The organism is Pantoea sp. AN62, assembly GCF_050432985.1.
GTDB classification, from domain to species: Bacteria; Pseudomonadota; Gammaproteobacteria; order Enterobacterales; family Enterobacteriaceae; genus Pantoea; species Pantoea brenneri.
On record NZ_JBNPYB010000004.1, the window covers coordinates 1 to 23,369 of the forward strand.

The following is a 23,369-nucleotide window of genomic DNA, read 5'->3' on the forward strand; positions in this document are numbered from 1 at the left end:
GTAGTGTGGGGTCTCCCCATGCGAGAGTAGGGAACTGCCAGGCATCAAACGAGTGAAGAAGCCCCGCACGAAAGTGCGGGGCTTTTTTACGTCTGCGATTTGCCACTTTAAGCTGAAACATTTTCATTTTCTGCATGAAACCTCGACATTACAGGACCACCAGGCTAATGTTGGGCATCCAGATGTCTAAACGTTTATATGGTTATAAGAGGTGAGCAGGCTATGCCAATCAGGGTTCCCGACGAATTACCGGCAGTGAATTTTTTGCGTAACGAAAACGTCTTTGTGATGACCTCGTCACGCGCCAGTGTTCAGGAGATCCGTCCGCTTAAAGTGTTGGTACTGAATCTGATGCCGAAAAAGATCGAAACGGAAAATCAGTTCCTGCGCCTGCTCTCAAATTCACCGTTACAGATCGATATTCAGCTGTTACGCATCGACAGCCGGGAGTCACGTAACACGCCGACTGAGCATCTCAATAACTTCTACTGCAATTTTGAAGATATCCAGCACGACAACTTTGATGGCTTAATCGTGACAGGTGCTCCGCTGGGACTGGTCGACTTTAATGATGTGGCGTATTGGCCACAGATCCAGCGCGTGCTGCACTGGGCCAAAGAGCATGTTACCTCAACGCTGTTTGTCTGTTGGGCAGTGCAGGCGGCGCTTAATATTTTGTATGGCATTCCAAAGCAGACCAGGCATAACAAGCTGTCAGGTGTCTTTGAGCATCAGATATTGCATCCGCATGCCTTACTGACCCGCGGATTTGATGATAATTTCCTGGCGCCGCATTCACGTTATGCTGATTTCCCGACGCAGTTGATTACCGATTATACCGATCTGGAATTATTTGCTGAATCGGAACAAACCGGTGCCTACCTGATGGCGAGTAAAGACAAACGACTGGTGTTTGTTACCGGTCATCCTGAATACGATGCGTTGACCTTATCGGGTGAATATCACCGTGATTATGAAGCCGGCCTTAATCCTGAGGTGCCTTATAACTACTTCCCACAGGATAATCCGGCACTGCCACCGCGTGCCGCCTGGCGTAGCCATGGTAATCTGCTGTTCTCTAACTGGCTTAACTACTACGTCTATCAGATTACACCGTTTGATTTACGCCGCATGAATCCGACTCTTGAATAGCGCCGGGATATCCTCAACTGAACCGTGTTAGCCGCTGGCGACACGGTTTTTTTTGCCTGAAATTGACGGTGAAAATTGTTCCCTTAAAAAATAAAAGTTTAACTACTTTAAAAACAATCGGATGGATAATTTATGTCAATAAAATGGAAATAGTTTTTGATTTAGAAAATTAAATGAATATGCTCTGATCCTGTAGTTCACAAAACAGTCGATCCGGGGATACGCGTTATTCGATCCTCTGAATACAGGAGAGCGCCAGCATGACAGATTCTGTGATCAGCCATACCCTGACCTTCAGCCAGCCCTTTAACCATGCCGAACAGCAGTTGCTGACTGCCGAGGCGATTCTGTTTTTAGATGCGCTGGTTACGCGCTTTGCCTCACAGCGTGACGCGTTACTGACGGCCCGCCAGCTGCGACAGCAACAGTACGATCAGGGTTATCTGCCCGACTTTGATATGGAAACAGCTTCCATTCGCGCTAGTGAGTGGGCAATCCGTTCGATTCCGGAAGATTTGAAGGATCGTCGGGTCGAAATTACCGGTCCGCCGGATCGCAAAATGGTGATTAACGCCCTGAATGCGAATGTAAAAGTGTTTATGGCAGATTTTGAGGACTCGCTGTCACCGGAGTGGAATAAGCTGATGGAGGGGCAGTTGACCCTGCGTGAAGCGGTACAGGGCACCCTGAGCTATACCAGCGATGCCGGCAAAATTTACCAGCTGCGCGCCGATTCAGCCGTGCTGATGTGTCGGGTGCGCGGCCTGCATCTATCGGAAAAGCATGTCAGCTGGCAGGGCAATCCGATTCCCGCCGGGCTGTTTGATTTCGCGCTCTATTTCTTTCACAACGTTCACCCGTTGCTGGCGAAAGGCAGCGGTCCCTATTTCTATCTGCCCAAAACCGAAAGCTGGCAGGAGGTCGCCTGGTGGCGTGAGATCTTCAGCTTCAGTGAGGATCGTTTCGATCTGCCGCGCGGCACCATCAAAGCCACGGTACTGATAGAAACTCTGCCGGCGGTCTTCCAGATGGATGAGATCCTGTGGAATCTGCGCGATCACATCGTTGGCCTTAACTGTGGGCGCTGGGACTACATCTTCAGCTATATCAAAACGCTGAAACAGCATGCGGATCGGGTACTGCCGGATCGCCAGTCCGTCACCATGTCTCAGCCTTTTCTGGACGCCTATTCACGCCTGCTGATCAAAACCTGTCATCGGCGCGGCGCGTTTGCGATGGGCGGCATGTCAGCGCTGATCCCGAGTAAAGATCCGGCGCGTAATGCCTGGGTGCTGCAACGCGTTACGGAAGATAAGCAGCGCGAAGCGAACAACGGTCATGATGGCACCTGGATCGCCCATCCCGGTCTGGCGAACACCGCGATGGCGGTATTTGATGCGGTGCTGGGCAACCGGCTTAACCAGCTATCGGTCACACGGGAAGAGGATGCGCCGATCGACGCGACCACGCTGCTGGCGCCCTGTTCCGGTGAACGCACTGAAGCGGGTATGCGCGCCAATATTCGCGTAGCGCTGCAATACCTTGAAGCCTGGATCAGCGGCAACGGCTGTGTGCCGATTGATGGCCTGATGGAGGATGCCGCCACGGCAGAGATTGCCCGCACCTCAATCTGGCAATGGATACGTCATCAGCAAACCCTGAGCAGTGGTCAGCAGGTCACCGCTGAACTGTTCCTGCGCTGGCTGAACGAAGAACTCCATCTGTTGCAGCAGAGCCTGGGCGAAACCCGGTTCAGTGCCGGTCGCTATGGCGAAGCGGCACAGCTGATGGCGCAAATCACCACCGAACGCGAGCTGGTCTCATTCCTTACTCTGCCGGGCTACCGCCTGATCCCCTGACTCTCGGAGACATTGCCATGACACGTACTCAACAAATTCAGCAACTCGAGCAGCACTGGCAGCACCCGCGCTGGGAAGGCATCACCCGTCCTTACAGTGCGGCAGAGGTGGTAAATTTGCGCGGCTCGGTACAGCCCGCCTGCACTCTGGCCCAGCGCGGTGCGGAAAAACTGTGGGCGCTGCTTAACGGAGACGCGAAGAAGGGTTACATCAATAGTCTGGGCGCGTTAAGCGGTGGGCAGGCATTACAGCAGGCAAAGGCCGGTATAGAGGCGATCTATCTCTCTGGCTGGCAGGTGGCTGCCGATGCCAACGTGGCGGGACAGATGTACCCGGATCAGTCGCTCTATCCGGTTAACTCGGTACCTGAAGTGGTGACGCGCATCAATCAGACCTTTCAGCGCGCCGACCAGATTCAGTGGTCCAGCGGGATTGAAGCGGGTGACAGTCGCTATACCGACTTCTTTCTGCCGATCGTTGCCGATGCCGAAGCGGGATTCGGCGGCGTGCTGAATGCGTTTGAGCTGATGAAAGCGATGATTCAGGCGGGAGCGGCGGCCGTTCACTTTGAAGATCAGCTGGCGGCGGTGAAAAAATGCGGTCATATGGGCGGTAAAGTGCTGGTACCGACGCAGGAAGCGATACAAAAACTGGTGGCTGCCCGGCTGGCGGCCGATGTCATGGGCGTGCCCACGCTGCTGCTGGCGCGTACCGATGCCGATGCAGCCGATTTGATTACCTCAGACTGCGATGAATACGATCGTCCTTTCATCAGTGGCGACCGCACTGCAGAGGGGTTCTTCCGCACCAATGCCGGTATCGAGCAGGCGATCAGCCGCGGTCTGGCTTATGCCCCTTACGCTGACATTCTGTGGTGTGAAACCTCGACGCCCGATCTGGCTATGGCGCAGCGTTTTGCCGATGCCATCCACGCCCGCTATCCCGGTAAATTGCTGGCCTATAACTGTTCGCCATCGTTCAACTGGAAAAAAAATCTCGACGATCGCACCATCGCACAGTTTCAGCAGGCGCTCAGCGAGATGGGCTATCGCTTCCAGTTCATCACGCTGGCCGGGATTCACAGCATGTGGTTCAACATGTTTGACCTGGCTCACGCCTATGCGCAGGGCGAGGGCATGCGCCACTATGTTGAGAAAGTGCAGCAGCCTGAATTTGCCGCGCGCGATCGCGGTTACAGCTTCTCATCGCATCAGCAGGAAGTGGGCACCGGCTATTTTGATCGGGTCACCACCACCATCCAGGGCGGTAAATCGTCGGTGACGGCGCTGACCGGTTCGACTGAAGAGCACCAGTTCTGAGTAAATCCCTGCCAGTCTCCTGCCCGGCTGTTCGCGGGCGGGCTTTTATCGAAGCTGATTATGCCGCCACGCGAATCGCTGATTGCGCACACCATCCTGCAGGGCTTCGACGCACAATATGGCCGCTTTCTCGACATCACGGCCGGAGCCCAGCAGCGCTTTGAACAGGCTGAATGGCAGGCGGTGCAACAGGCCATGAAAGCAAGAATCCATCTCTACGATCATCATGTCGGGCTGGTCGCCGATCAGCTGCGGGTGCTGAACGGTGCAGCCTGCTGGGATAAGGCGTTCTGGCGACGGGTAAAGGGCCAGTATGAAAGCTTATTGCCTGGCTATCCGCGCTATGAAATTGCAGAGAGTTTCTTTAATTCGGTCTACTGCCGGCTGCACGGTCATGCCGATTTGCAGCCAGAACGGCTATTTATCTTCAGTTCTCAATCACCGTCAGCACAGATAAGTCCGTCGCGGCCGCTGGCGCGCGGCTATCAGCCACAGCAGGGCTGGCAGGCGTTGATCGGACAGGTGCTGCGTGATTTACCGTTAACCTTGCCATGGCAGCATCGCGAACGTGATATCGGCTGGATTGTGCGCCACCTGCAGACGCAGTTTCCGCAGCTGGAGCAGGGCTGGCTTGAGGTCAGTTGCGAACTGTTTTATCGCAATAAAACTGCATGGCTGGTGGCGCGTCTGCACCTGCCGGATGCCATCCATCCCTGTCTGTTGCCGATTCAGCGCAGCGCGACGGGCGAACTGTGGATCGATACCTGTCTGACCGATGTGGATGACGCCAGTATTGTGTTTGGTTTCGCCCGCGCGTATTTCATGGTTTATGCGCCGATGCCCGCAGCGCTGGTGGCGTGGCTGCAGCCGATTCTGCCAGGCAAAACGCTGGCCGAACGTTATATGGCGATTGGCTGCCAGAAGCATGGCAAGACCGAAAGTTACCGCGAATACCTGCAGGCGCTGGAACAGAGTGAAGCTGAATTTGAGATCGCACCTGGCATTCGCGGCATGGTGATGCTGGTCTTCACGCTGCCTGGCTTTGATCGGGTGTTTAAAGTGATTAAAGATCGCTTCGCGCCGCAAAAAGAGGTAACGGAGGCCCAGGTGCGCGCCTGCTATCAGCAGGTTAAAGAGCACGATCGCGTCGGACGAATGGCGGATACTCAGGAGTTTGAGCAGTTCGCGCTGCCGCTGGCGCGTATCTCGCCTGAACTGCTGGCCGAACTTAACGCCTGCGCGGCGGAGAAGCTGAAGATTGAAGGCGACCGGCTGATCATTCGGCACCTGTGGCTCGAACGCCGCATGCAGCCGCTTAACCTCTATCTGGCGCAGGCCAGTGCCGAACAACGGCGTCAGGCGATTGAGGAGTATGGCAATGCTATCCGGCAGCTGGCGGCGGCGAATATCTTCCCGGGCGACATGCTGTTTAAAAACTTCGGCATAACCCGCCATGGCCGGGTGGTGTTTTACGACTACGATGAGCTCCGACCGATGCAGGAACTGCACTTCCGTGAGGTGCCGGCCGCGCGCTATGAAGAGGATGAACTCAGCGCCGAACCCTGGTACAGCGTCGGGCCGGACGATGTATTTCCGGAAACCTTCCGTTATGCCCTATGCAGCGACGCTGCCATCGGTGCTTTGCTGCTGGAACTGCATCCGGAGATTTTTGAGGCCCGCTGGTGGCGGGCCCAGCAACAACGCATTGCCGGGGGACACGTGGAAGAGGTGATTGCCTGGCGGCAGGCGCAGCGCTTCTGCGTGCGCTACGCGACGGAGGCAGTCAGCGACCACTGTACGCCAGCGTGACCTGACGCGCTTCACGGATCACCAGCGCACCCAGTTCGGTAATGCGATCGTCGGTCATCCTGGCGATCGGACCGGAGATGGAGAGGGCCGCAAACGGCTCGCCGTGTTCGTCATAGATCGGTGCTGCAACACAGCGCAGTCCAAGCGCATGCTCTTCATCATCAAACGAGAAGCCCGCTTTACGCACCTGCGCCAGATTCTCTTTCAGGCTCTGCGGCGACATCAGGGTCTTCGGCGTGTAGTAATGCAACCCTTTCTGATGCAGCAGCGTCGTGACCTGCTCATCGCTGAGATGGGCCAGAAACGCTTTGCCGGCTCCCGACGCGTGCATGGGCAGCTTGCCGCCAATCGGTGCGGACATGCGCATCAGCTGGGTACACTGCACCTGATCGATGATCACCGCCTGATGATCGCTGAGATCCAGCACCGCCAGATTAACCGTCTCGCCCGAGGCGTCCATCAGGCTGCGCAGTACCGGATGCACCAGCGCCAGCAGATTGCGACTCTGCAAGAAGCTGCTGCCCACCACGAAGGCATGTGCTCCGATAGTCCACAACCCCAGATCGCCCACCTGGCGGACAAACCCCTGCTGCTGCATGGTGCTGAGCAGGCGATGAGTCGTGGAGTTCGGCAAACCTGCCTGCTGTGCCAGTTCGGTCAGCGCCACGCTGCCGTGGGAATCGGCAATCAGCTCCAGCAGTGTCAGGCCGCGGGTCAGGGATTGCACCTGGCCACCCGCGGGTGCGGCAGTGGCGGCAGTGCCGCGAGGTTTTTTGCCGCGCTTAACGGGAACAGGCGTCGCCATGATCAAATCTCCTTAGGAATGTGGAAATCATTTTCGTTTTAATCACGCGCTTTGCAAATGCTGGTTTTCTGGTCAGACCTGTTCATGGCCGACCTGAAAATGTCTCAGCTAAGGTTGCTTTGTTGGTTAACCCGCTTATGACAGAATGACTAACAGCTATTTCAGCCAGCAGATTGACGTGGGTGGGCCATCAGTGAGCAATAAAATCGAAGCGCTACATCAGCAGCTCGCACAACGCATTATGGTGTTGGACGGCGGTATGGGTACCATGATCCAGAGCTATAAGCTGGATGAGCAGGATTTTCGCGGCAGCCGTTTTGCCGACTGGCCCTGCGATCTTCAGGGCAATAACGATCTGCTGGTATTGACTAAACCAGCGGTGATCCGCGAGATCCACGACGCCTATCTGGCTGCCGGTGCCGATATTCTCGAAACCAATACCTTTAACGCCACCACCATTGCGATGGCGGATTACCAGATGGAAGCGTTATCGGCCGAGATCAACTACGAGGCCGCCCGTCTGGCGCGCGTCTGCGCCGATGAATGGACGGCAAAAACGCCGGATCGCCCACGCTACGTCGCGGGCGTGCTGGGGCCGACAAACCGTACCTGCTCGATCTCGCCCGATGTTAACGATCCCGCCTACCGTAACGTCACTTTTAATCAGCTGGTGGACGCCTACCGCGAATCGACCCGTGCGCTGGTGGAAGGCGGCTGTGACATCATCATGATCGAAACGGTGTTCGATACCCTGAATGCCAAAGCGGCGATCTATGCGGTCCAGACCGAGATGGAAGCGCTCGGCGTGACGCTGCCGCTGATGATTTCAGGCACCATCACCGATGCCTCCGGCCGGACACTCTCCGGCCAGACCACCGAGGCCTTTTACAACTCCCTGCGGCACGCTGAACCACTCTCCTTTGGCCTTAACTGCGCCCTCGGACCGGACGAGCTGCGTCAGTATGTGGCGGAGCTGTCGCGCATCGCCGAGGGTTACGTCACTGCGCACCCGAACGCTGGTTTACCCAATGCTTTTGGCGAATACGATCTGGATGCGGAGCTGATGGCGCAGCAGATTGGCGAATGGGCGACTTCGGGTTTTCTGAATATTATCGGTGGCTGTTGCGGGACCACACCGCAGCATATCGCCGCCATGGTGGCGGCCGTTGAGGGCGTTGCTCCGCGTAAGCTGCCGACGATCCCGGTTGCCTGCCGTCTGGCCGGTCTTGAGCCGCTCAACATTACCGCAGAATCGCTGTTTGTTAACGTCGGCGAACGGACCAACGTTACCGGTTCAGCCAAATTCAAACGGCTGATTAAAGAAGAGAAATATAACGAAGCGCTGGAAGTAGCGCTGCAGCAGGTTGAAAGCGGTGCTCAGATCATCGACATCAACATGGATGAAGGAATGCTCGACGCCGAAGCGGCGATGGTGCGCTTCCTGAATCTGATTGCTGGTGAGCCGGATATTGCCCGCGTCCCGATCATGATCGACTCCTCAAAGTGGGAGGTGATTGAAAAAGGGCTGCAGTGCATTCAGGGTAAAGGCATCGTTAACTCCATTTCGATGAAAGAGGGTGAAGCGGCCTTTATTCATCATGCGCGCCAGGTCCGCCGCTACGGTGCGGCGATGGTAGTGATGGCATTTGATGAGGTGGGCCAGGCGGATACCCGCGCCCGTAAGATTGAGATTTGTCGCCGCGCCTATCGCATCCTGACGGAGCAGGTCGGTTTCCCGCCGGAAGATATCATCTTCGACCCCAACATTTTTGCGGTGGCGACCGGCATTGAAGAACATAACAACTACGCGATGGATTTCATCGGCGCCTGTGAGGATATCAAGCGCGAGCTGCCACATGCGATGATCTCCGGTGGCGTCTCCAACGTGTCGTTTTCATTCCGCGGCAACGATCCGGTGCGCGAAGCGATACACGCGGTATTTCTCTACTACGCCATCCGCAAAGGCATGGATATGGGCATCGTCAACGCCGGCCAGCTGGCGATTTATGACGATCTGCCGGCGGAGCTGCGCGATGCGGTAGAAGATGTGATCCTCAATCGCCGTGATGACGGGACCGAGCGGTTGCTGGATCTGGCGGAAAAATATCGTGGCGGCAAAAGTGACGGTGCTCAGGAAAAACAGCTGGCCGAGTGGCGCAGCTGGGACGTGGTGAAGCGGCTGGAATATTCGCTGGTCAAAGGCATCACCGAATTCATTGAGCAGGATACCGAAGAGGCGCGCCAGCAGGTGCCGCGTCCGATAGAGGTGATCGAAGGCCCGCTGATGTCCGGCATGAACGTGGTTGGCGATCTGTTTGGCGAAGGCAAGATGTTCCTGCCGCAGGTGGTGAAATCGGCGCGGGTAATGAAGCAGGCGGTGGCTTATCTGGAGCCCTTTATCGAAGCCAGCAAAGAGGCGGGGCGCAGCAACGGTAAAATCGTGCTGGCCACGGTCAAAGGCGACGTTCACGACATTGGAAAAAACATCGTTGGCGTAGTGCTGCAGTGCAACAACTACGAAATTATTGACCTCGGCGTGATGGTGCCGGGCGAGAAGATCCTGAAAACGGCGCGTGAAGTGAATGCTGACATCATTGGCCTGTCGGGCCTGATTACGCCGTCGCTGGATGAGATGGTCAATATGGCGAAAGAGATGGAGCGTCAGGGCTTCACTCTACCGCTGCTGATCGGCGGCGCGACCACCTCTAAAGCGCATACGGCGGTCAAAATTGAGCAGAACTACAGCGGTCCGACGGTCTACGTGCAGAACGCCTCACGTACCGTAGGCGTGGTCTCTTCACTGCTTTCCGCCACGCTGAAAGAGGATTTTGTGGCGCGGACCCGTAAAGAGTACGAAACCGTGCGTATTCAGCATGCGCGCAAAAAACCGCGCACCCCGCCGGTATCGTTGCAGGTGGCCCGCGACAACGCCACCTCGATTGACTGGCAGAGCTATACGCCGCCGGTGCCGCATCGTCTCGGGGTCAGTCAGGTCGAGGCCAGTATTGAAACGCTGCGCAACTACATTGACTGGACGCCGTTCTTCATGACCTGGTCGCTGGCTGGCAAGTATCCGCGCATCCTGGAAGATGAGGTGGTCGGAGAAGAGGCACAGCGCCTGTTCGCCGATGCGAATGCGATGCTGGACCAGCTAAGCCAGCAGGCACTGTTGAAACCGCGCGGCGTGGTCGGTATTTTTCCGGCTAACCGGGTCGGCGATGACATCGAGATCTATCGCGATGAGCGCCGCAGTGAGTTACTGGTAGTGAGTCATCACTTACGTCAGCAGACCGAAAAAACCGACTTCGCCAACTACTGTCTGGCGGACTTTGTCGCACCTAAATCAAGCGGTAAAGCGGACTATCTCGGTGCCTTCGCGGTGACCGGCGGACTGGAAGAGGATGCGCTGGCGGAGGCGTACGATCGTCAGCATGACGACTACAACAAGATCATGGTGAAAGCGCTGGCTGACCGCCTGGCTGAAGCCTTTGCGGAATATCTGCATGAACGCGTGCGTAAAGTGATCTGGGGATTTGCGCCCAACGAAAACCTGAGTAATGAAGAGCTGATTCGCGAAAATTATCAGGGCATACGGCCAGCGCCAGGCTATCCGGCCTGTCCAGAGCATACTGAGAAAGCGGCGATCTGGACCTTGCTGGATGTGGAAAAGCAGACCGGCATGCAGCTGACCGAATCCTTTGCCATGTGGCCAGGCGCGGCAGTCTCAGGCTGGTATTTCAGCCATCCTGACAGTCGCTACTTCGCTGTGGCGCAGATTCAGCGCGATCAGGTGGAGGATTATGCGGCGCGTAAAGGGATGTCAGTGACCGAGGTCGAGCGCTGGCTGGCACCAAATCTCGGCTACGACGCAGACTAAACAAAAAAGCGGCCTGATGGCCGCCTGAGGTTGTTGCACAGTCTGGCCCGGTCAGCAGTGAAATCGAGCCAGCGCAGGATACACGGTCAGATCGGAAAGGCGCTAAAGCCAGTCCCTGGCCGCTCGGCCCGCACGATACGCACCTCATCCCTGAATTGCGCCCGTAGCCGGGTCAACGCTTTGCATTGTTCAAAAACGCTCCCGGCGTTTTTATCCGGGCAGCGGGACGCTTTCCTCTTCTGACCGCGTTCCCTGCGCATTGAGCTTAGGTGCTGCAGCCAGCTTCACCCTGATTCGGCTTTTCAGCGTCTGAAGCGTTCAGAGGGCCGTCTGAAATGTGTACCGAAGTCAACGCGATGGGAGTATACGCCCGGAGTAAAGCATCGCGGGCCAGGGATGGCCCGCGCTGAGCATGCCATGGATGGCATTTTTTGCGTCTTTACGCAGGGCGTATGCTCCCTGAGCCCGCTTTCTATCAACAGCATGAAGCGGCCCGGAGGCCGCCTCTGTTTAGTTAAAGCGAGCGTCGCGATCCGACGTCAAATCATACAGCTGGTACTTACGGCCCAGCATCTGACCACCGTCACGCGTCAGCGGCACCCAGTTGACCTGCGCCCGACCACGGGTTGGGGTGACGGTGAACAGATCCATCGGAATCGAGATGTAGAACCCTTTGGTGAAGTCACCTTCGCCATACTCTTCAGACGACACGTTGGTTTTAGTGGCATAAACACCCACCATTACGCCGCTGTCAAAGCGCTTCGACACGTCTACCGTCACACCTTTATCTTTCGCCAGATACTGACCGACGCTGGTTTTGACCAACACATCCTGCATAAACCACGGACGCCAGTAGGCGGTCAGGTTGCCGGTTGAGGCTTTGTAACGGGTAAACTGCATCATATTGTCCCAGTCACGCTGCCGGACATAGTTGGCATCAACGCCCACGGCCCAGTTGGCATCGACCGGACGATAGAGCAGCTCGCCGCCCACGCCGCCATACATGGTTTCGAGATAACCGCCATACAGCTGACCATAGAAGCCATTGCCGAGGTGGCCCATATAGTTAGCCTGCAGATCGTTAACGTAGACGTTGTTCTCAACGTAGTCGCGGATATGGGTCCGCACGCGGGGCAGGCTGGAGTCCGCTGGCGCGCCGTTGTAGTTGAACTTGTCATAGTTGTTAGCGAGGTTGCCGAACAGGCTACCGCCCACCAGCAGGTGATCGGTCAGCCAGTAATCGACGTTACCCATCACGCCAACCTGATACATGTAGAAGCTTTCCGGGCCGCCCACTGACTGATTGAGCACCGGTGACAGGCTGTAGTTCAGGCGATCTTTACGGATAAACATTCCCTGCTCAGTCTGACCCGGATCCACCGGATTTTCACGCGTCTGCTGCAGCGGCTGCTCGTGGCCCAGCGGATAGCCCGCCAGCGTATTGTGCAGGCTGGCGACCGGCGTCACGGTGGTGACCTGCGGCATATTGAAGCGGGACTCGGTGACGCTGATGGTATCAATGTCCGCCGGCAGGTGGTTCATGACGATGCGGTTAGCGCGATCGACCCCTTCCTGGGTGTCGCGATATTTGGTCTGCTCGCCCGACACATACAGCGTGTGGCCTTTGGTCTGAATGCGTGGACCGTCGAGTCCGGCATTGTACTTCAGGTCAGTTAGCTGATTACCGACCACGGTCGGCTCCAGCAGCTTCGGCTGAGGCTGCGGGTTATACGCCGGTTTCTCGCTGTCGATGTGCGCCTGATGCAGATCGTTAAAGTTGGTGCGGATGGTCACACCAAACATAAAGGTGTTGCCGCGCTCGTAGCTGGCATTAATATCTGCCCAGTCGGTCACGCGATAGATGGCACCGACGTTAACTTTGCTGCTCTGCGTCAGCCGGCCGGCGAAATCATCCTGATAATCGTTGCCTTCATATTCCATCTTAAGCCGCAGCGGCTGCCACGGTGTCTGATACTCGACGCCGCCAAACAGGGCCGTTGGACCATGGAACATCTGTGAGCCATTGATCGAGCCCGCTTCGCCGACCCGTGGACGCTGACAGTAGCTGTCGCTGTAGGAGCAGAACGGGTTTTTAACCGTGCCGCTGTTGCCGAGATAGCCCCAGCCAAGGCCGAGCGTGAAGTCAAACGGACCCCAGGCTTTGCTGGCGACCAGATATTCGCTGTCGAACAGCCCGGTACCGCCAAGATCGCGGGTACCCAGCGCCACTTCCGGCAGCCAGAAACCTTCCTGCCACAAACGCAGTTTCAGATCGAAGGCTTTATCTTTGTAGCTCTGATTGCCACTGAAGTCTGACACGGCGCTGTAGCGGCGGGTACGTACATCGGTATAGCGAACGGTGGTTTCCAGCCACGGGAACAGCTGCAGCGACGCGGAGTAATAGCGGTACTGATCGTTGTCGCGCGCGTTAAGGCTGAACTCGCCCTCTCTGGCCATGCGCGCCGTCGGCACCTGCATCAGGCCAACACCACCGAAATCGGATTGTGAAGGGCCCACCGGCGCGGGCCAGGTTTCAGCCTGCGCCTGACAGGCTGTCGCCACAGAAACAGCCAACAGGCTGAAGAGATAATGTTTTTTCATCAGTCTGGTATCCGGTGAGTCAGAACGGAAAGGATGCGATTATTCAGATCGTCATAGGCGCCTGGCAGGCTCCATGATGAGAAGCCCAGCCAGATAATGCTGCCCGGTTCCACTTCGACGTGACGGTGGTTCCAGTAAGCAATCGGCACCTGCTGCGTGGCACCTGAGGGGGCGATAACCGTTGCAAAGTTTCGTTCCGCGCCGGAAAGGCGTGCATGATCGGCCAGGTATTCGCGCACTGAGCGGCCCGGTTGCCAGCTGACCTTACCTGCGCCGCTCAGCGCGCCGAGCAGTAACACCGAATCAGACCGGGTTTGCAGATAGAGATCGTAGCTGCCTTCAAGGCGGCGATTGTCGGCCGGATGCAGGCGCACCCAGTCCGGATCGAGCGAGGTGAACTGCCGGCCGGTGACCTTAATCGCGCTTAGCTGGCGGATCACCTCATCAATCGCGGCGGCACGATCGCCACTGCTGTCGGCTCGCCAGGCACGTAGCTGGCCCAGCGTCTGCTGATACTGCTGCTGTGCCACGGCGCTGGCGCCGCGTTCGGCAATGACGCTGCTGCGCCAGTCGATCGATTGCTGAAGGGCGGGCTGGCTGACCAGTTGTGCCAGATCGGGCACCTGGCTCAGTTCTGCCTGTGCTCCATTGTGCGGCGCATGGACCGTAACCTGCGCAGCAGCCTGCGCGCCTGGGGTGCTGAGCAGACTCAATCCGGCCAGCAGGAAAGTGATTTTTTTCATGATTTCGCCGGCTTCAGAATGGTGGTGTCTACGGGGAAGGCGTCAGCCGCCAGCATCTGATGGGCCTGCACCACATCGCCGCTGCTGTTATCGATCCAGAACGTGTTTTCCCACTCGCGGTTGCTGCTGTCGAGGCTCACCTGCTCATGCCAGACGCGACAGGCGATACGGTTGCCCGCCACGGTCAGCACTTCATCGGTGCCGCGCTGGAAGGTGGACCGAACCGTCCCCGCGCGGATGTTGCCCTGCTCGGTCCACTGCACGATGCGGGTCCAGCTGGCACCGTTGCTGAGATGCAGGCTATCCGCCAGCGGATCCTGCTGCAGATTACTCACGCTAATCAGGTTATCGGGTAATCCCAGCGTTTTAACCAGCCGGCCGTGCTGTGTCACCAGCATCGCCTGATCCTGCGTCACCCATTTCTGCTGGCCGGCTTCGTTGTAGCCAAGCACCACGAAGATTCGCGGGCCTTCATTGAGGCGGGCATAGAGGCTGGCGTAGGGTAATGCGTTGACCTGCTGGTCGGTGACGGTGACGTCATCCGGACCGTTAACGGCCAGCATAAGGGTCTGTTCAAGGCCTTTTTGCGTTTGTGTGCAGGCCTGCAGCAGCAGGCAAGCGAGCAGCAGAGGAAGTTGGCGCACTGTGTGTCCCTGATAAGTCATGCCAAAGTAAAAATAACCACACAGGCGTGTGGTTATGTTTAAAGGTCCTATACCCGCAGGGTTCACGTGTCGGTACAGCAAGACTGCGTTGCCCGGCAGATCACTCACCGTGGTCAGCGATCCCGCCGTTGCCCGTTTGCCGCTGTCTGGCACCTGAACACCTGCTGGGTATCCATCAACGAGTGGTGCTCGTCGTGGTCGTGGTTGTTGTACCGGTATTTGCGCCGTCACCACCGCCAGAAGCAGCAATGCCGAGCCCGACTAACGCGCCAAGTGCGCCGATACCTACAGCGGTCGACGTGCCAGCGGAGATTGCTCCCGCCTGCGCGCCAGCTGCGGCACCTGCGTCTTCCGGGGCTGCAAAAGCACTGGAAGAGACAGCAACGAAAATCAGGGCTGCACCGGCAACCATGGTTTTTTTCATAACAACGTTTCCTGCATTGAGTGAATGAAGGATGTCTGATCCGCCACATTCACCGCGCAGATAACTACGCAGCAAAGGCGACGGACAGTCCCATTGCGGGCGCGTTCAGTATAGGGCAACAAAATACCAGAGTTCAGCACCGGAAAAAGCAGGCGATCGGGCGGGGTAAAACGGCGGGATATTAAGTCAGTTTGGTTTTAACACCCTTTTATATCGGAATATTTCCGGTTAATGCCGCATATTTCACTGGTCATAAAACAGATGCAAAGCGTATTGTTCTTTTTTAGTTATATTTGGTACGGAATAAGAATAATCAGAATTTACTCAGGATTGCCTTATTTTAATACCATTAAGAATCAAAGAGTAACTGCTATCATGCACTGATTTCAGGTCCAGTTTTAACTGGATTAAGACGTAGTTAATCACGGCATGTTCAGAATTATCTTAGGTGCTTTTAAGAATTATCCAACCGGAGCGGCGGTAGCGCAGTGAATAAATTGTCCGATCCGGGCAAAAAAAGGGCGGCAATCATGCCGCCCGGATATTTTATCGCCGATTAACGCCAGGATTTATAGCGGTTAATTAAGGCATTGGTGGAACTGTCATGACTGGTAATTTTTTCGTCATTTTCCAGTTCTGGCAAAATACGGTTTGCCAGCTGCTTACCTAATTCCACGCCCCACTGATCGAAGGTGAAGATATTCAGAATCGCGCCCTGGGTGAAGATCTTGTGCTCATACAGGGCAATCAGCGCGCCGAGGCTGTACGGCGTAATTTCACGCAGCAGGATGGAGTTGGTCGGACGATTACCTTCAAAGACCTTGAACGGCACGATGTGGGCGACCGATTCGGCCGATTTACCGGCATCGGTAAACTCTTTCTCGACCACTTCGCGTGATTTACCAAACGCCAGCGCTTCGGTCTGTGCAAAGAAGTTAGACAGCAGTTTTGGATGGTGATCCGCCAGCGCATTGTGGGTGATAGCCGGTGCGATAAAGTCACACGGTACCAGCTTGGTGCCCTGATGGATCAGCTGGTAAAACGCGTGCTGGCCGTTAGTCCCCGGTTCGCCCCAGATGATCGGGCCGGTCTGGTAATCCACCGGATTACCGTCACGATCGACATACTTGCCGTTCGATTCCATATTTCCCTGCTGGAAATAGGCGGCAAAGCGGTGCATGTACTGGTCATACGGCAGAATCGCTTCGGTTTCCGCACCGAAGAAATTGTTATACCAGATGCCAATCAGCGCCAGCAGGACCGGCAGGTTCTGTTCGGCCGGGGTAGAGGCGAAGTGCTGGTCCATCGCATGCGCGCCGCTCAGCAGCTGCTCGAAGTTATCGAAGCCGATAGAGAGAATAATCGACAGGCCAATCGCTGACCACAGCGAGTAGCGACCGCCAACCCAGTCCCAGAATTCGAACATGTTGTTGGTGTCGATACCAAATTCGCCGACCGCTTTGGCGTTGGTCGAGAGTGCCGCAAAGTGTTTCGCTACGTGCTGCTGGTCACCGGCCGTTTTCAGGAACCAGTCACGCGCGCTGTGCGCATTGGTCATGGTTTCCTGGGTGGTGAAGGTTTTTGACGCCACCAGGAACAGAGTGGTTTCCGGGCTGAGGTCTTTCAGCGTTTCAGCGATATGGGTGCCGTCAACGTTGGAGACAAAGTGCATGTTCAGGTGGTTTTTGTAAGGACGCAGCGCTTCGGTCACCATGAAAGGACCCAGGTCAGACCCGCCGATACCGATGTTCACCACGTCGGTGATCGGTTTACCGGTATAGCCTTTCCATTCGCCGCTGATGATGCGCTCTGAAAAGCCCTTCATCTTGTCCAGCACCGCATTGACCTCAGGCATCACATCTTTGCCATCGACCAGAATCGGTGTGTTGCTGCGGTTACGCAGCGCAACGTGCAGCACCGCACGGTCTTCGGTACGGTTAATTTTCTCACCAGAGAACATAGACTTAATCGCGCCGCTTAAATCGGTCTCTTTCGCCAGCGCCTGTAATTTGTCGAGGGTTTCCTGGGTGATGCGGTTTTTGGAGAAATCCACCAGCATCTGATCATCAAAGGTGGCAGAGAATTTGGCAAAACGATCGGCATCCTGGGCAAACAGGTCGGCAATTTCTACCGATTTCATCTGCTCAAAATGCTGTTGCAGCGCTTTCCAGGCTGCGGTTTGTGTCGGATTGATATTTTTCATGGCAACACTCTTGTTGATATTAAGAACCGTCATTCCATCGGGGGCACATCGTACCCGGTTAGCGTTTCAGTATGACCACAGTTGCTACTGAAAGGAAAAATTTTGTCATCCGGCTGCGGGTAAGCCGGGCGCAGTCGCCGGCCTGCCTGCGCCGGATCGCCAGCATTGGCTGGTGCGAATGGCCTGCAGACGGCGACGAGATCGCGCGGCGAAAGTGTGGCGTGAACGCGGCGATAAATCCTTGTGCCGCATCAGAGATTGCTGCACTGGCTGAAGCCATTTAGCACTCTAGTCGCTGTAAGGCAGGTAAATTTGTTTTACGGTGCGCCGCAAAGCAAAAATCTGCCTGCCTCTGAGATTGACAGCAGAGCCAGAAACCGATAAATGTATGCGGCTACTTGCGCACCCGTGCGCAAGCCAGAAGAGGCGCGTCGCCCAGGCAGTGTGTTGGAGGAACCGTATCCGGTGAAGACACATGATGGGGAGCGACGCCGAGGTGGGTCAACACGCGGTGTGTTGCCTGTCGGCTACAGGGGCTGAATCCTCTGGGTTGTCACCAGAAACGTCCACAGTCGGACGTTTCGCAAGGTGGGGCGCTTCTGGGTGACTCGTCTACCCGATCTGGTCTGCCCGTTTCTGCTCTTCCCTTGTGCCTGGCTGAAAGAATGTTTCCCGACCGCATTATCGCCGGCGAGAACAAGATAACCTGACACGAGGTCATACATGTCTCAAACTCTGATTGTGGCAAAATTCGGCGGCACCAGCGTAGCCGATTTTGATGCGATGAACCGCAGCGCCGACGTGGTGCTGAAAGATGCCAGTACGCGTCTGGTGGTGCTATCCGCTTCGGCGGGCATTACCAATCTGCTGGTGGCTCTGGCCGAAGGCCAGCCGCTCACCGAGCGCGCCATCCTGCTGGATGATATCCGCCGTATCCAATATGCCATTATCGATCGCTTACAGCGTCCGGACGTGATCCGCGACGAAATCGATCGGATGATTGACAACATTGCTATGCTGTCTGAAGCCGCCTCGCTGGCGACGTCGCATGCGCTGACTGATGAGCTGGTCAGCCATGGCGAACTGATGTCGTCGCTGCTGTTTGTCGAAATTCTGCGTGAACGCCAGGTGAATGCCGAGTGGTTTGACGTGCGTAAAGTGATGCGCACCGATGACCGTTTTGGCCGTGCCGAGCCGGACGTGAAGTTGCTGGCGGAGCAGGCGATTGCCCAGTTGCAGCCGCGCGTTGAGCAGGCGCTGGTCATCACTCAGGGCTTTATCGGCAGCGAAAGCAAAGGCCGCACCACCACCTTAGGCCGTGGCGGCAGTGATTACACGGCGGCGCTGCTGGGTGAAGCGCTGAAAGCGGCGCGGGTCGATATCTGGACTGACGTGCCGGGCATCTACACCACCGATCCGCGTGTGGTACCGACCGCCAAGCGCATCGACGAAATTACCTTTGAAGAAGCCGCTGAAATGGCGACCTTTGGCGCCAAAGTGCTGCACCCGGCCACACTGCTGCCGGCGGTACGCTGTGATATTCCGGTGTTTGTCGGCTCCAGCAAAGATCCGGCCGCGGGCGGAACGCGTGTCTGTAATGAAACCCGTAATCCACCGCTGTTCCGCGCGCTGGCATTACGTCGCAAGCAGACGCTGCTAACGCTGCACAGCCTTAACATGCTGCATACGCCTGGCTTCCTCGCCGAACTGTTTAATATTCTGGCCCGCCACAATATTTCCGTGGACCTGATTACCACCTCTGAAGTGAGCGTGGCGCTGACGCTCGACACCACCGGTTCTACCTCAACCGGCGACAGCCTGCTGACGCAGGCGCTGCTGACTGAGCTGTCGTCACTGTGTCGGGTCGAAGTAGAAGAAGATCTGGCGTTGGTGGCGATTATTGGCAACCAGTTGTCAAAAGCCTGTGGCGTCGGCAAAGAGGTGTTTGGCGTGCTTGAGCCGTTTAACCTGCGGATGATTTGCTACGGTGCCAGCAGCTATAACCTCTGCTTCCTGGTCCCCGGCACGGACGCGGAAAGCGTGGTCCGTACGCTGCATCACAATCTGTTCGAATAGACGCCAGCGCGTCGATCAGGCCGCGTGCGCGCGGCCTGAAAATCATCCCCATCCCGCTCTGTCCCTCTTCCTGATTTAAGCCTTATTCTACAAGACGTTAGATTCCTTCATTGCCAAATGAAATCCACTTTATTCAGGGATTTCAGTCACTTTCGTTGCGCTGCTGCTGCGCAGTTTTATAATCCCGCCGCTAAATCAATACACACATTTTAGGAAATAATATGAAAAGGTTAGTGGCAGAGGCGCTGGGCACCTTCGTGCTGGTACTGGGCGGTTGCGGGAGTGCGGTATTGTCAGCCGCGTTCCCCGGTCTGGGTATCGGTTTTATGGGCGTGGCGCTGGCATTCGGGCTAAGCGTGCTGGTAATGGCCTGTGCGGTCGGTCCTATCTCCGGTGGCCATTTTAATCCGGCGGTAACGCTGGGCCTGCTGGCGGGCGGGCGCTTTCCTGCTTCAAAGGTGATCCCTTACATTATCGCTCAACTGGCAGGCGGCATTGCGGCAGGCGCGGTGCTGTACCTGATTGCCAGCGGCCAGAGCGACTTTAACGCCGCCGCCAGCGGATTTGCGGCGAACGGCTATGGTGAGCACTCACCCGGTGGCTTTAGCCTGCAGGCTGGCATGATCGCCGAAGGGGTGCTGACGGCGATCTTCCTGATCGTTATCATGGGCGCCACCAGCCCGCGCGCGCCCAAAGGCTTTGCACCAATCGCCATCGGTCTGGCGCTGACGCTGATCCATCTGATCAGCATTCCGGTCACCAACACCTCGGTCAATCCGGCGCGCAGTACCGCCGTCGCGCTGTTCCAGGGCGACTGGGCGCTGTCCCAGCTGTGGATGTTCTGGCTGATGCCGGTCATCGGGGCGATGATTGGTGGTGCGATCTACCGCGGTTTAGGCGAAAAAGCAGCGTAATTTCGTCAACGATCGGCGGATCGGCAGCAGTCGATCCGCATTTTCCGCTCTGACCCCATCTGCGCCTTACGCCGTGATAACGAAATGTTATGATCCCGCCTTCGCCTGCGCAGTCGTTCCTGTCGGGCGTATCTCTATGGCAAACCTGCATAAATCATTACATTCTTATAAGGAAGTCTGGCCATGCTCGCCACCGTCACCCGCCTGTTCCCGCTGTGGGCCGTGCTGTTATCTGTCGCCGCCTATTATTCTCCCGCCACTTTCCTCGGCATCGGTCCGTGGGTGAGTTACCTGCTGATGCTGATCATGTTTGGGATGGGCGTGACCTTAAATATCGGCGATTTTAAACGGGTACTGACCCGGCCTGCGCCGGTGATTGCCGGCACTTTTCTGCACTATCTGGTGATGCCGTTAGCGGCGTGGGGATTAGCGAAACTGTTTCATATGCCGCCGGATCTATCCGCCGGGATGATCCTGGTCGGCAGCGTCGCCAGCGGCACGGCCAGTAACGTAATGATCTATCTGGCTAAGGGCGATGTCGCCCTGTCGGTGACCATTTCGTCGGTATCGGCGCTGGTGGGCGTGTTCGCCACGCCGCTGTTAACGCGTTTGTATGTCGATACCCATATTCAGGTGGATGTGGTTGGCATGCTGCTGAGCATCGTAAAGATCGTGGTGATCCCGATCGGCCTCGGCCTGATCATTCATCACAGCATGAACAGCGTGGTGCGTCGGGTCGAACCCTGGCTGCCGGCATTTTCTATGGTCTGCATTCTGTTGATCATCAGCGCGGTGGTGGCGGGTAGCCAGGGCTTTATCGGATCGGTTGGATTAATGGTGATCGCAGTGGTGATACTGCATAACGCGATTGGCCTGCTGGGCGGTTACTGGGGCGGTAAGCTGTTTGGCTTCGATGAGTCAACCTGCCGGACGCTGGCGCTGGAAGTCGGGATGCAGAACTCCGGTCTGGCGGCAACGCTGGGCAAGCTCTACTTCTCACCGCTGGCGGCATTGCCTGGCGCACTGTTCTCGGTCTGGCACAACCTTTCCGGTTCGTTGCTGGCCGGTTACTGGTCCGGTAAGCCGATCACCAAGGGATCAACGCGGCACGGCGAGTAACACTGCACCGCAATCTGCTTGCGCCGGGCACGTTTCGCCCGGCGCTGTAGGTTACGCCCATTCGCTGTTACTCGTAATCACGCTCATCATCCGGCTGCTCCAGCACGGTATAGGCGACGCTGCAAAACAGCGAGTTCAGACGCTTCATATCGCCCAGCAGACCCAGATGCAGTGAACTGGTCTCTATGCTCTGTACGTTCTGCTGATGCAGGCGATCGACGTGCGCATGAGAATAGCGGCGAATCATCAGGCGGAAGCGATGTTTGGCGCGGCGCAGCCGTTTGGCGCTGGTGACGTCGTGCGACAGAAACACCGACAGACTCATGCGCAGATTGGCGATCAACAGCTCCTGCAGCGCCTCCAGTTCCTTTAATCCCTCAGCGGAGAACGCGCGGCCTGCAGCCAGCGACTTATCCGCGACATCGCCGCTCATCCGCTCAATGATGTCACCGGCCTGCTCCAGGTTAAGCGACATCTCAATAATTTCACCCCAGCGGCGCGAATCTTCCGCCGGCAGATCCTCTTTCGGCATCCGCGCCAGATAGAGCTTGATGGCGGTATAAAGCACGTCAACGTCATCATCGAGCCGCCGCACTGTGCGCTCTTCACGCGGTTCGCCATGCACCACTTTGTTGAACGCTTCCAGCATCTGTTCCAGCACATCACCCATACGTAACGCCTCACGGGCGGCATTGACCAGCGCCAGCGCCGGCGTATCCAGCGCGCTGCGGTCCAGATGTTTCGGCTTCAGATGCAGATCATTTTCCACGTCATCAGAGATCAGCCGGCGGCACAGACGTGCCATCAGATCGGCAAACGGCACCATCGCCACACAGCGGATCAGGTTGTAAAAAACATGGAAAAAGATCACCAGCTCTTCGTCGTTGACCGGCAGCTTATCCAGCCAGTCCGCCACCAGATTAACGAACGGCAGGATCACCACGCAGCCAATCAGCTTAAACAGCAGGCTGCCGAGAGCGACGCGCTTGCCCGCCGCGTTGGCCGCGCTGGCATTGATCATCGCCAGCAAACCGCTACCCAGGTTGGCACCAATGACCAGGCAGAGCGCCACCTTGAATGAGATGACGCCGGTGGCGGTCAGCGTCGCGGTAATCAGCACGGCCGCCAGGCTGGAGTAACTGATGATGGCGAAGACGGCGCCAATCAGCGCATCCAGCATGATGTCGCCGGTCAGGCTGGAGAACAGCACCTGTACCCCGGCGGCCTGGGTAATCGGGCGGGCTGCTTCGACAATCAGCTGCAGCGCCAGCAGAATCAGCCCAAGGCCGATACTGGCCCGGCCGAGCTGACCGGCCCGGGTCTGCTTACGGCTGAGAAAAAACACCACGCCAAAGAAGATGAACAGCGGCGATAGCCAGGAGAGGTCAAAGGTCAGGATACGCGCCATGATGGCGGTCCCGACATCAGCACCCAGAATCACCACCAGCGCCGGCGTCAGGCTGACAAGGTTCTGCGCCACGAAAGAGGTCACCAGCAGCGTGGTGGCATTACTGCTCTGCACCAGCGTCGTCACGCCAATGCCGGCCAGAAACGCCATCGGCTTTTTCTCCACGCTGCGGCTCAGTACCCGCCGCAGATCGGCACCATACACCCGCATAATGCCGGTCCGCACAATATGGGTTCCCCACACCAGCAGGGCGACAGCAGAGAGTAAATTAAGCAGGGTTAACACGTCGCGATGCTCCTCGACCATCAGGCTTTAAGCAGCACAGACTGCCAGCCTGACGGAGAGAGCAATCTGTGAAGGGGATTGCCGGACTTTGCGTAAATTTTTCCTGTGTT

The 23,369-nt window shown here is 56.8% G+C and carries 15 protein-coding genes and 1 riboswitch; of the genes, 8 read left to right on the forward strand and 7 right to left on the reverse strand.

Going from position 1 to position 23,369, the window contains the following annotated elements; genetic code table 11:
* Positions 1–222: 222 nt before the first annotated feature.
* From metA to aceK, 4 genes are all read left to right on the forward strand, one after another.
* Positions 223–1,152 (forward strand): homoserine O-acetyltransferase MetA, encoded by a 930-nt coding sequence (gene metA / locus FHW04_RS05895; RefSeq protein ID WP_031375546.1) that lies wholly within the window; start codon positions 223–225, stop codon positions 1,150–1,152.
* Positions 1,153–1,412: 260 nt separating this feature from the next.
* Positions 1,413–3,011, forward strand: a complete 1,599-nt coding sequence (aceB, locus tag FHW04_RS05900; RefSeq protein WP_089561266.1) for a malate synthase A — start codon at positions 1,413–1,415, stop codon at positions 3,009–3,011.
* 17 nt (positions 3,012–3,028) lie between these two features.
* The gene (gene aceA, locus FHW04_RS05905) at positions 3,029–4,330 is read left to right on the forward strand and encodes an isocitrate lyase (protein ID WP_031375545.1); all 1,302 of its coding nucleotides are present in this window, start codon (positions 3,029–3,031) and stop codon (positions 4,328–4,330) included.
* Positions 4,331–4,390: 60 nt separating this feature from the next.
* Positions 4,391–6,139 (forward strand): bifunctional isocitrate dehydrogenase kinase/phosphatase, encoded by a 1,749-nt coding sequence (gene aceK, locus FHW04_RS05910; RefSeq protein WP_089561267.1) that lies wholly within the window; start codon positions 4,391–4,393, stop codon positions 6,137–6,139.
* On the opposite strand, the gene iclR is transcribed toward aceK, so the two are convergent.
* On the reverse strand, positions 6,114–6,944 hold the full coding sequence (gene iclR / locus FHW04_RS05915) for a glyoxylate bypass operon transcriptional repressor IclR (protein ID WP_069729427.1): 831 nt from the start codon (positions 6,942–6,944) through the stop codon (positions 6,114–6,116). The two genes, aceK and iclR, sit on opposite strands and share 26 nt — an antisense overlap.
* Positions 6,945–7,137: 193 nt before the next feature.
* Here iclR and metH point away from each other — a divergent pair, with 193 nt between their 5' ends.
* Positions 7,138–10,821, forward strand: coding sequence for a methionine synthase (gene metH / locus FHW04_RS05920; RefSeq protein WP_139807892.1), 3,684 nt, complete (start codon positions 7,138–7,140; stop codon positions 10,819–10,821).
* A gap of 510 nt (positions 10,822–11,331) precedes the next feature.
* Here metH and FHW04_RS05925 read toward each other — a convergent pair.
* From FHW04_RS05925 to pgi, 5 genes are all read right to left on the reverse strand, one after another.
* Positions 11,332–13,422 (reverse strand): YjbH domain-containing protein, encoded by a 2,091-nt coding sequence (locus tag FHW04_RS05925; RefSeq protein ID WP_089561269.1) that lies wholly within the window; start codon positions 13,420–13,422, stop codon positions 11,332–11,334.
* Positions 13,422–14,165 carry a capsule biosynthesis GfcC family protein gene (locus tag FHW04_RS05930; protein WP_031375540.1) on the reverse strand — a complete coding sequence of 248 codons (744 nt, stop codon included), beginning with the start codon at positions 14,163–14,165 and terminating at the stop codon, positions 13,422–13,424. Before FHW04_RS05930 ends, FHW04_RS05925 begins: the two co-directional genes overlap by 1 nt.
* Entirely contained in the window at positions 14,162–14,809 is a 648-nt protein-coding gene (locus tag FHW04_RS05935) for a YjbF family lipoprotein (protein WP_031375539.1), read from the reverse strand. The genes FHW04_RS05930 and FHW04_RS05935 overlap by 4 nt, the downstream gene beginning before the upstream one ends.
* 196 nt (positions 14,810–15,005) lie before the next feature.
* On the reverse strand, positions 15,006–15,254 hold the full coding sequence (gene yjbE, locus FHW04_RS05940) for an exopolysaccharide production protein YjbE (protein ID WP_031375538.1): 249 nt from the start codon (positions 15,252–15,254) through the stop codon (positions 15,006–15,008).
* A 556-nt stretch (positions 15,255–15,810) separates the two neighbouring features.
* Positions 15,811–17,457, reverse strand: coding sequence for a glucose-6-phosphate isomerase (pgi, locus tag FHW04_RS05945; RefSeq protein WP_089561271.1), 1,647 nt, complete (start codon positions 17,455–17,457; stop codon positions 15,811–15,813).
* A gap of 413 nt (positions 17,458–17,870) precedes the next feature.
* Positions 17,871–18,064, forward strand: a riboswitch (Lysine riboswitch).
* Positions 18,065–18,180: 116 nt separating this feature from the next.
* Here pgi and lysC point away from each other — a divergent pair.
* The 3 genes from lysC to panS all read left to right on the forward strand — a co-directional run bounded on the left by lysC (position 18,181) and on the right by panS (position 21,566).
* Positions 18,181–19,533: a lysine-sensitive aspartokinase 3 gene (gene lysC, locus FHW04_RS05950; RefSeq protein WP_031375536.1), complete on the forward strand. Its 1,353-nt coding sequence runs from the start codon at positions 18,181–18,183 to the stop codon at positions 19,531–19,533.
* 221 nt (positions 19,534–19,754) lie between these two features.
* Positions 19,755–20,447: an aquaporin Z gene (gene aqpZ / locus FHW04_RS05955; RefSeq protein ID WP_089561272.1), complete on the forward strand. Its 693-nt coding sequence runs from the start codon at positions 19,755–19,757 to the stop codon at positions 20,445–20,447.
* Positions 20,448–20,630: 183 nt separating this feature from the next.
* A complete protein-coding gene (gene panS, locus FHW04_RS05960) occupies positions 20,631–21,566 on the forward strand; it encodes a ketopantoate/pantoate/pantothenate transporter PanS (RefSeq protein WP_089561273.1) in 936 nt (311 codons plus the stop codon).
* A gap of 67 nt (positions 21,567–21,633) precedes the next feature.
* Here panS and FHW04_RS05965 read toward each other — a convergent pair whose 3' ends face one another.
* Complete coding sequence (locus FHW04_RS05965; protein WP_046289211.1) at positions 21,634–23,259, reverse strand: Na/Pi cotransporter family protein; 1,626 nt, start codon at positions 23,257–23,259, stop codon at positions 21,634–21,636.
* Between the last annotated feature and the right edge of the window lie 110 nt (positions 23,260–23,369).

Bases quoted from the DNA above. Each gene is read 5' to 3' on its own strand.
- metA (WP_031375546.1), top strand. From the start codon at position 223: ATGCCAATCAGGGTTCCCGACGAATTACCGGCAGTGAATTTTTTGCGT.
- aceB (WP_089561266.1), top strand. From the start codon at position 1,413: ATGACAGATTCTGTGATCAGCCATACCCTGACCTTCAGCCAGCCCTTT.
- aceA (WP_031375545.1), top strand. From the start codon at position 3,029: ATGACACGTACTCAACAAATTCAGCAACTCGAGCAGCACTGGCAGCAC.
- aceK (WP_089561267.1), top strand. From the start codon at position 4,391: ATGCCGCCACGCGAATCGCTGATTGCGCACACCATCCTGCAGGGCTTC.
- iclR (WP_069729427.1), bottom strand. From the start codon at position 6,944: ATGGCGACGCCTGTTCCCGTTAAGCGCGGCAAAAAACCTCGCGGCACT.
- FHW04_RS05925 (WP_089561269.1), bottom strand. From the start codon at position 13,422: ATGAAAAAACATTATCTCTTCAGCCTGTTGGCTGTTTCTGTGGCGACA.
- FHW04_RS05930 (WP_031375540.1), bottom strand. From the start codon at position 14,165: ATGAAAAAAATCACTTTCCTGCTGGCCGGATTGAGTCTGCTCAGCACC.
- yjbE (WP_031375538.1), bottom strand. From the start codon at position 15,254: ATGAAAAAAACCATGGTTGCCGGTGCAGCCCTGATTTTCGTTGCTGTC.
- pgi (WP_089561271.1), bottom strand. From the start codon at position 17,457: ATGAAAAATATCAATCCGACACAAACCGCAGCCTGGAAAGCGCTGCAA.
- lysC (WP_031375536.1), top strand. From the start codon at position 18,181: ATGTCTCAAACTCTGATTGTGGCAAAATTCGGCGGCACCAGCGTAGCC.
- aqpZ (WP_089561272.1), top strand. From the start codon at position 19,755: ATGAAAAGGTTAGTGGCAGAGGCGCTGGGCACCTTCGTGCTGGTACTG.
- panS (WP_089561273.1), top strand. From the start codon at position 20,631: ATGCTCGCCACCGTCACCCGCCTGTTCCCGCTGTGGGCCGTGCTGTTA.